Origin of the sequence: Streptomyces lavendofoliae, from assembly GCF_014649735.1 — a bacterium.
Taxonomy (GTDB): Bacteria; Actinomycetota; Actinomycetes; order Streptomycetales; family Streptomycetaceae; genus Streptomyces; species Streptomyces lavendofoliae.
In genome coordinates this window covers 1-6,488 of the sequence record NZ_BMTP01000044.1, presented here as the reverse complement: position 1 = coordinate 6,488, position 6,488 = coordinate 1, and the positions used below count along the sequence as shown (strand labels likewise).

The window sequence follows — 6,488 nt, the reverse complement described above, 5'->3', positions numbered from 1 at the left end:
GCATCCGCCCTCTGCTGCTACAAGCGGTTCCTCAAACTGACCATGTAGGACACAGTCTAAGGGCTGTCCCGTAAATGATCTGCGGCGTGCCAATCGACCAGCGGCGCTGTGTCTCACCCGACGAGGGTGAGGTTATGGAGGCGAGCGATGCCGCGCATGGCGTGGTGAACCCCCTCGCCCTTGAGGCGGCAGTCGCGGACGATCTTCCACTCCTTCATGCGGGCGAAGGCATGCTCGACGCGAGCCCGGACTTTGCGGTGGGAAGCGTTGTGCTCCTCTTTCCAGGCCGGTAGTTCGGCCTGACCGTGTTCCCGGCGGTGCGGGATGATCAGGCCGGTGCCGCGGTAACCGCCGTCAGCGATCACGGTTGCCCTGCCAACGGCGGCCTTTGCACCGGACAGCTCCCATGCCTTGCAGTCGTTGCGGTTGCCTGGCAGGGGCCGGCCGAGGGCGACGACGAAGCGGGTGTCGGCGTCGATGACGACCTGGTGGTTGGTGGAGTACCGGTAGTTCTTCGAACGCTCGGCGACGGTGTGGTCGCGGGTGGGGACCAGGGTGCCGTCCACGATGAGCACGGTGTCCTTGGCGAACCGCTTGCGGGGCTGGAGTGCCAGCAGGGGCCCGAGGTGGTTGATGACCCGGCCGGCCGTGGACTTCGAGACGCCGAACAGCGGAGCGAGCTGCCGCAACGTCAGATTGGTACGCCAGTAGGCCGTGACCAGCAAAACCCGGTCCTCCAGCGGTAGGCTCCACGGCCGGCCTCGGTGCACCACATCTGCTCCATCGCGCCGCAGCATGTTCAACAGCTTGCCGAAACAGCGCGGGCTCAGACCCGCGAACGGGGCTATCCAGGACGGCTCCGATGCCGTGATCACACTCGCCACATCATGATCATCACTCAGGCCGGCCCAATGCCGAGACAATCCCACAGCTACGCTGATCGGGGCAGTCCACAGTGAGCAAGACCGGGGGAAACCGTGAACCGACCGCTGCTGTTCCTTGACGTGGACGGGCCGCTCAACCCTTACGCGGCCAAGCCGGAGAGGCGACCCGACGGCTACACCACAATCCGAGTCCCCCGGAACGACGCCCATGAGGACGACAGGGGCCTTTCGTCCCGACGACACCCCCTGCGTGTCTGGCTCAACCCACAGCACGGACGACTCCTGCTCCAGCTCGGCTTCGAGCTGTGCTGGGCTACCACATGGATGGACGACGCCAACCGGTGGATCGCACCAGTCCTCGGTCTGCCGGAACTTCCCTTCGTCGACTTCGGCGACGTCCTGCTCCAAGAACGCCCCGATGGAGTCCACTGGAAGACCGGGCCGCTGGTGAACTACGCAGGCGGCCGTCCTTTCGCCTGGGTGGATGACGAGCAGAGCGAGCTGGATCAGACCTACGTGAACGCCCATCACCAAGGGCCAGGGCTCCTCCACCACGTCAACCCGCGCATCGGCCTACGGGAAAACGACTTCCACGCACTCGCAGACTTCACCCGGTCCCTGGACACCTCACGAACCGCCGGCTGAGCACCTCACCGGCTCTTCAGGCTGCTCCGTACTCGGAGCCAAGATCATTGCGGGACAGCCCTTAGGGTCCGCCGTCCCGGCTTCCCACGACGACGCCTCAGGGGCACGAGTTGGCTTGTCAGAGGCATCCGCTACTTTGCGGGCCATGGGAAATTCAGGCGGATCATTGACGACCCGGCCCACGGGGGAACTGCACCAGCTCATGCGGGCAGCCGGCTTCACGGGCATCGACGACACGGAGACGTTGGCGGAGAACTGGCAGGTCACGGACTTCGCCGACGCCGGACGGCGCAGCCTTGCCAACCTTGTCGAGCAAACGAGGGAACCGGCCGTCATGGTGTCCTTCCTTGACAGCGACGTGGGTTTCATCGAGGCCCTCACGCCGGACGGGAACAGCTGGGAGGGTCTGCTCAACCGCGAGATGGCGAAAAGCTACGAGATACCTCTGGAGCACTTCCCCATCGAACCCGCCGTGGCCGGCGCACTCGCCTGGTCGGCCGCCGCGGGACTGACGCCCGACGAGGAAGCCATCCGGCAGACACTCACCGGGTCGGCCCCGTTCGCGACAGAACTCTCCTCAGCCCTCCTGGTCGCCCTGGGACTGCCCGGCGCAACCTAGCCTCACAGACCAGGGCCCCGGGGGCTTACGTGAACTTACCCCTGGGGAATAACGCGATCGTCCACCGTCGGGCGCTGAGGCTCAACAAGGACGGAGCCACCAAGGTGGCCAGGGTCATCGTGCCGGTGTTCCTGGCGCCGAACGAGGACCCGACCGACATGGTCGCCAGCGCCTCGTTCGGCCCTCTTGTAGCGGTCCTTCAGGGCCTGCGCTCGCATGATGAGCGCCTGGTTGAGCAGCTCGCCTCCCGCGCCCCCACCCACGGCAAGCACAAGGTCCACGTCCGGCGCGACGAGGACGGGCGGATCGTCGGGGCCGGCGGGAAGGGCGACGGCGAGGACCAGGAGCACGACGACGACACTGACTCCGCTGCCGAAGCGGCCCTGCTCCACTTCTCCAGCCCGCGCGACACGGCGACCATCGCGGCGTTCCTGCGCACCCGGGTCTACCGGCCGGAGTCGCTGGTGTGGCTGGAGGGCTACCAGGCCCTCATCCGCTGGCGGAAGGAGAACGAGATCACCGGCCTCTACGCCGTTCCCTACGACGTCGAGGTCGGGGCGACGAAGGCGTTTCCGCTTGGCCGGTGGGTGCATCAGCAGAGGAAGGCGCTGCGGGCGGGTGCGCTGGAGGAGCGGCGCAAGGTGCTGCTGGACGCGCCGGAGGCCGGGTTGGTGTGGGAGCCGGGTGAGGAGGCGTGGGAGAACGAGCTCGCCGCTCTGCGGTCCTACCGGCGGGCCATGGGGCACCTCGCGCCGCGGCAGGACGCCGTGTGGGGCGAAGGTGAGGCGATGGTCTCGGTCGGGCAGCACATGGCCAACCTCCGCCGCAAAGGCGGCCTGGGCAAAGACCCGAAACGGGCGGCGCAGCGCGCACAGCAGCTGGCCGCGATCGACGAGGACTGGAACTGCCCCTGGCCACTCAACTGGCAACACCACTACACGGTGCTCGCCGACCTCGCCCAGGACGAGCCTGGTGGAGTGCTGCCCGACATCCAGCCCGGCGTCGTCTTCGACGCCGACGACATCGGACTGTGGAGGGGCCGCCGGCTGGAGGGCCGACGGGGAGGCCGAGGATCAGGGAAGCGGGGGGCACACCGCCGCCCATGAAGCCAGAGAGGAAGGGAAGGAGCAGTTCGAGCTTGCCGGCCCCCTCCCCCGGAGCGACTGTGGTGCGGTTGTCTGCGCCCTCGGCGCCCGCCGCGGCGTGGGCCGTCCCGGTCATAGCCAGTGCGGCCCCCGCGAGGGCGAGGGTGGCAAGTACGCGCTTGGTGTTGTTCATACATAGTGGACGCGCTGACCCACCCCCGGGTCACAGCCGAGCGGGGGGAGGAGACCATCGTCATCGACGGTTGGGTGAAAGCTGTCTCCGCGGCCGTCGACACTGCCACCCGCCGTACCCGGCTGATCTGGTGCAGAGGCCACTGGCAGCCTGATCGGGGCTACGAGGGGGTGGGCTACCGACGGCATGCCGTGACCGGCAGCATCATCTGATTGCAGTGGCGGATGTTCCGTGCTGGGGGCGGACGTTCGCGGTGTCTGGCTGCGTTCCTGGGCCGATGGGACAGTCAGCAGGTCGACACGGGTGTCTGCCTTCGCGTCGATACGGAGTGCCGTGTCGGCCGCCCGGGTCGGTCGTTGATCAAACATGACAGAAATGCGTACAGCAGCTGCCGGCGGCCGAGCGGGCCGCACCCTGGTCACGCTCGCGGTCTTGCTGTTCGGCGGGGCAGCGCTCGCCCCCACCGCCCTGGCCGAAGGCGCGCCCGCCGTCCCGTTGCCGGCTGCCTCCGCCGTTGAGGGGGCCAGGGCCTCGATGCCCCCTGTGGGAAGTGTCGTCTCCTCAGAGCTCGAGGCGACCGACACCCGCATCGAACTCAACGCGGGCCTCGTCGCTCTGAACCTGAAGGGCACCCTCACCCAGCAAGTGGAACCCGATCCCGCTGGGGACCCCAGTATCAGCGTCCGGCTGAAGACCACCGGCTTTCACGTCGAAGGCCAGAGCGCGGACGGTCGCTATCGGATCACCATCAAGCTGAAGGGCATCGACACTGATCCGAGAAGCCTCCTGCGCCGCACGGAGGGCGGGTACCAGGAGATGGACGTGATCCCGGTGACCATGACGATCGACGAGACGGGCAAGCCTTCCGTCGTGCTGGAGTCAGCCAGTCCCGTCCAGTTCCTTGCCGACCTTCCGTCCTTCCCAGCCCAAGGCGACCTCTATCAACTTCACATGCCGGTCGACTTGGTGGTTCCCGGGAACTCCACGCCCGCTGCGCAGATTGTGGACTTCCCCAGCCTGCGAACCTCACGCCTCTCCCAGTAACAACAACACGGCTTGCGGCGGCTGTCGACCGCCGAGTGGGGCAGGCGGCGGGGACCCGGCTGTCGCCTCCCACAGCGCCTCGCCCGCGCTGGCGCTGCTGACCGCGCAGTGCGGCTTGCCGGGGAGTAGACCTCTCCCAGGTACTGGCACGAAAAGGTTGCTGGTGGGGTGCGTTGGAAAAACGGATGGCCGGGGGTGAGCGTGACGAGTCAGGATGCTCCGCATGACATTGCCTACCCCCGAACTGCACACCGCCCGCCTGCGACTACGGCCGTTCACCGACGCCGACGCGGCGCCGCTCTACGCGCTGCACAGCAGCGCCCACGTGCTGCGTTACTGGGACTCTCCGCCGTGGACCGAACCGGCCCGCGCCCAGCGCTTCATCGCCATCTGCCGGACGATCGAGGAGGAAGGTACGGGAGCGCGGGTGGCCGTCGACCGCCTCTCCGACGGCGCGTTCATCGGCTGGTGCGGCCTGACCAGCTGGAACCCGGACTTCCGCAGCGCCTCCCTGGGCTACGCCTTCGACGCCGCCGCGTGGGGCCACGGCTACGCCACGGAGACCGCGCACGCCGTCCTGCGGTGGGCGTTCGACACCCTGGATCTGAACCGCGTCCAGGCCGAGACCGACACCCGCAACGTGGCGTCCGCCCGGGTCCTGGAGAAGCTCGGCTTCGTCCGCGAGGGCACCCTCCGCGAGGACTGCGTCGTCAACGGCGACGTCTCCGACTCCTGGGTCTTCGGCCTTCTCCGTCGCGAGTGGCACCCGACGGCCACGCCGACGGATGGCCGCTAGGTCCTGTCTGATAATTGATCTTGTGGTGGGTCGGGGTGAGCTGACGGATGCGGTATGGGAGCGGACAGCGCCCCTGCTGGCCGCCAGCCGCCCGTCCCCCGGCGTTTGCGGTGGCCGACCTGATCGGAAGGCTCCGGTCTGTGCAGCGGATCCCGCGCCGACGCAGATAGGCACGGTTCGCACGTGACGAATACGCTTTGTCGCCCCACACCCGCGTTGGACGAACCCGTGGCCGGCCCAAGCCGAGACGAGGAACCCGGATTGCCTCCAGCACGGCCGTGAATTGCGGGCTGTCTCCCCGCTGCCCTGCTGTGACCAGCAGCGATAACGGTCTATGCCCCTGTTCGCAGGCCAGGTGAATCTTCGTGGTCCAGCCGCCGCGGGACCGACCCAGGCCATGGTCGTCGGGCTCAGCCTGGTGGCCGCCCGGTGGTTCCTTCTGGGACTGGCCGTCCCGTCGGACACCGGCAGCGTGCTGGTGAGCCCGGCAGATCGTCGAGTCGACGCTCACGTCCCAGGTGATCAAGCCAGCAGCATCCGCCTGGGCCTGCAGCCCTGTCAACACCGCCGACCAGACACCGTCACGCTGCAGCGACGGAAAAGCCCATAGACCGTCTGCCACGGACCGTAACTCAGGCCGCCGCGGGACCCCTGGCCAGCACACTCATCTGGTTCCAGGCGTGACCGACGTGACGCCGCCTAGTACTTGAAGCTGTAGTACGGGGTCCAGCTTGTGGTGTAGGCGCCGGGGCCGAACTCCGCCTTGGAGCCGGAGCATCCGAAGTCGGTGTACACGGTGAGCCGTTCCCCTGTGTTGTTGTGGGGCCTGTAAGCGACCGTGTTGCCGCCGAAGTTGCTGCACGTGCCGCTCGGCGGGTTGCGCCAGGTCCACTGTTGGCCTTGGGCTGCCTGCCAGGTAAGGGTGCCGGTGGCAGCTTGGGCGTTCGTGGACAGGCCGACAACCAGCATGGCCGAGGCCGCCATGGGCGCGGTTACCGAGCAGGCCTTTTTGACCCACTTCTTGAAAGTCATAAGAGTCCTCCGTTCGCACTGTTCCCCAACCGGGGATCGGCGGCAAGAAGATCACAGAGCCCCGGTTCGTAGGGGTCGCTTCGCCGAAATGGCCACCCGAAACACCTCTCTTAGACATCATCTCATTTAGCGAGCCTGCGGTAGCAGATCAGGGTGCAGGCGATGCTGGTGAAGGCGAGGAAGTGCTCGG

The 6,488-nt window shown here is 67.4% G+C and carries 7 protein-coding genes and 1 pseudogene; 5 read left to right on the top strand and 3 right to left on the bottom strand.

Annotated features, from left to right (window positions below; translation table 11 throughout):
- Window positions 1-113: 113 nt before the first annotated feature.
- Complete coding sequence (locus IE109_RS32645; RefSeq protein ID WP_189554982.1) at window positions 114-884, bottom strand: transposase; 771 nt, start codon at window positions 882-884, stop codon at window positions 114-116.
- A 93-nt stretch (window positions 885-977) separates the two neighbouring features.
- Here IE109_RS32645 and IE109_RS32640 point away from each other — a divergent pair, with 93 nt between their 5' ends.
- From IE109_RS32640 to IE109_RS32620, 5 genes and pseudogenes are all read left to right on the top strand, one after another.
- Window positions 978-1,529, top strand: coding sequence for a hypothetical protein (locus IE109_RS32640; protein WP_189554981.1), 552 nt, complete (start codon window positions 978-980; stop codon window positions 1,527-1,529).
- A 145-nt stretch (window positions 1,530-1,674) separates the two neighbouring features.
- Complete coding sequence (locus IE109_RS32635) at window positions 1,675-2,148, top strand: hypothetical protein (protein WP_189554980.1); 474 nt, start codon at window positions 1,675-1,677, stop codon at window positions 2,146-2,148.
- A 68-nt stretch (window positions 2,149-2,216) separates the two neighbouring features.
- Window positions 2,217-3,194: pseudogene (locus IE109_RS32630) on the top strand (helicase associated domain-containing protein); the annotation flags it as partial.
- A gap of 607 nt (window positions 3,195-3,801) precedes the next feature.
- Complete coding sequence (locus tag IE109_RS32625; RefSeq protein ID WP_189554979.1) at window positions 3,802-4,470, top strand: hypothetical protein; 669 nt, start codon at window positions 3,802-3,804, stop codon at window positions 4,468-4,470.
- 223 nt (window positions 4,471-4,693) lie between these two features.
- The gene (locus IE109_RS32620) at window positions 4,694-5,266 is read left to right on the top strand and encodes a GNAT family N-acetyltransferase (protein ID WP_189554978.1); all 573 of its coding nucleotides are present in this window, start codon (window positions 4,694-4,696) and stop codon (window positions 5,264-5,266) included.
- On the opposite strand, the gene IE109_RS32615 is transcribed toward IE109_RS32620, so the two are convergent.
- Window positions 5,181-5,777 carry a transposase gene (locus tag IE109_RS32615; protein WP_373297815.1) on the bottom strand — a complete coding sequence of 199 codons (597 nt, stop codon included), beginning with the start codon at window positions 5,775-5,777 and terminating at the stop codon, window positions 5,181-5,183. The two genes, IE109_RS32620 and IE109_RS32615, sit on opposite strands and share 86 nt — an antisense overlap.
- Before the next feature lie 188 nt (window positions 5,778-5,965).
- Window positions 5,966-6,298 carry a hypothetical protein gene (locus IE109_RS32610; protein ID WP_189554977.1) on the bottom strand — a complete coding sequence of 111 codons (333 nt, stop codon included), beginning with the start codon at window positions 6,296-6,298 and terminating at the stop codon, window positions 5,966-5,968.
- Between the last annotated feature and the right edge of the window lie 190 nt (window positions 6,299-6,488).

Coding starts and splice junctions, on each gene's coding strand:
- IE109_RS32635 (WP_189554980.1), top strand. CDS start 1,675: ATGGGAAATTCAGGCGGATCATTGACGACCCGGCCCACGGGGGAACTG.
- IE109_RS32620 (WP_189554978.1), top strand. CDS start 4,694: ATGACATTGCCTACCCCCGAACTGCACACCGCCCGCCTGCGACTACGG.
- IE109_RS32625 (WP_189554979.1), top strand. CDS start 3,802: ATGCGTACAGCAGCTGCCGGCGGCCGAGCGGGCCGCACCCTGGTCACG.
- IE109_RS32610 (WP_189554977.1), bottom strand. CDS start 6,298: ATGACTTTCAAGAAGTGGGTCAAAAAGGCCTGCTCGGTAACCGCGCCC.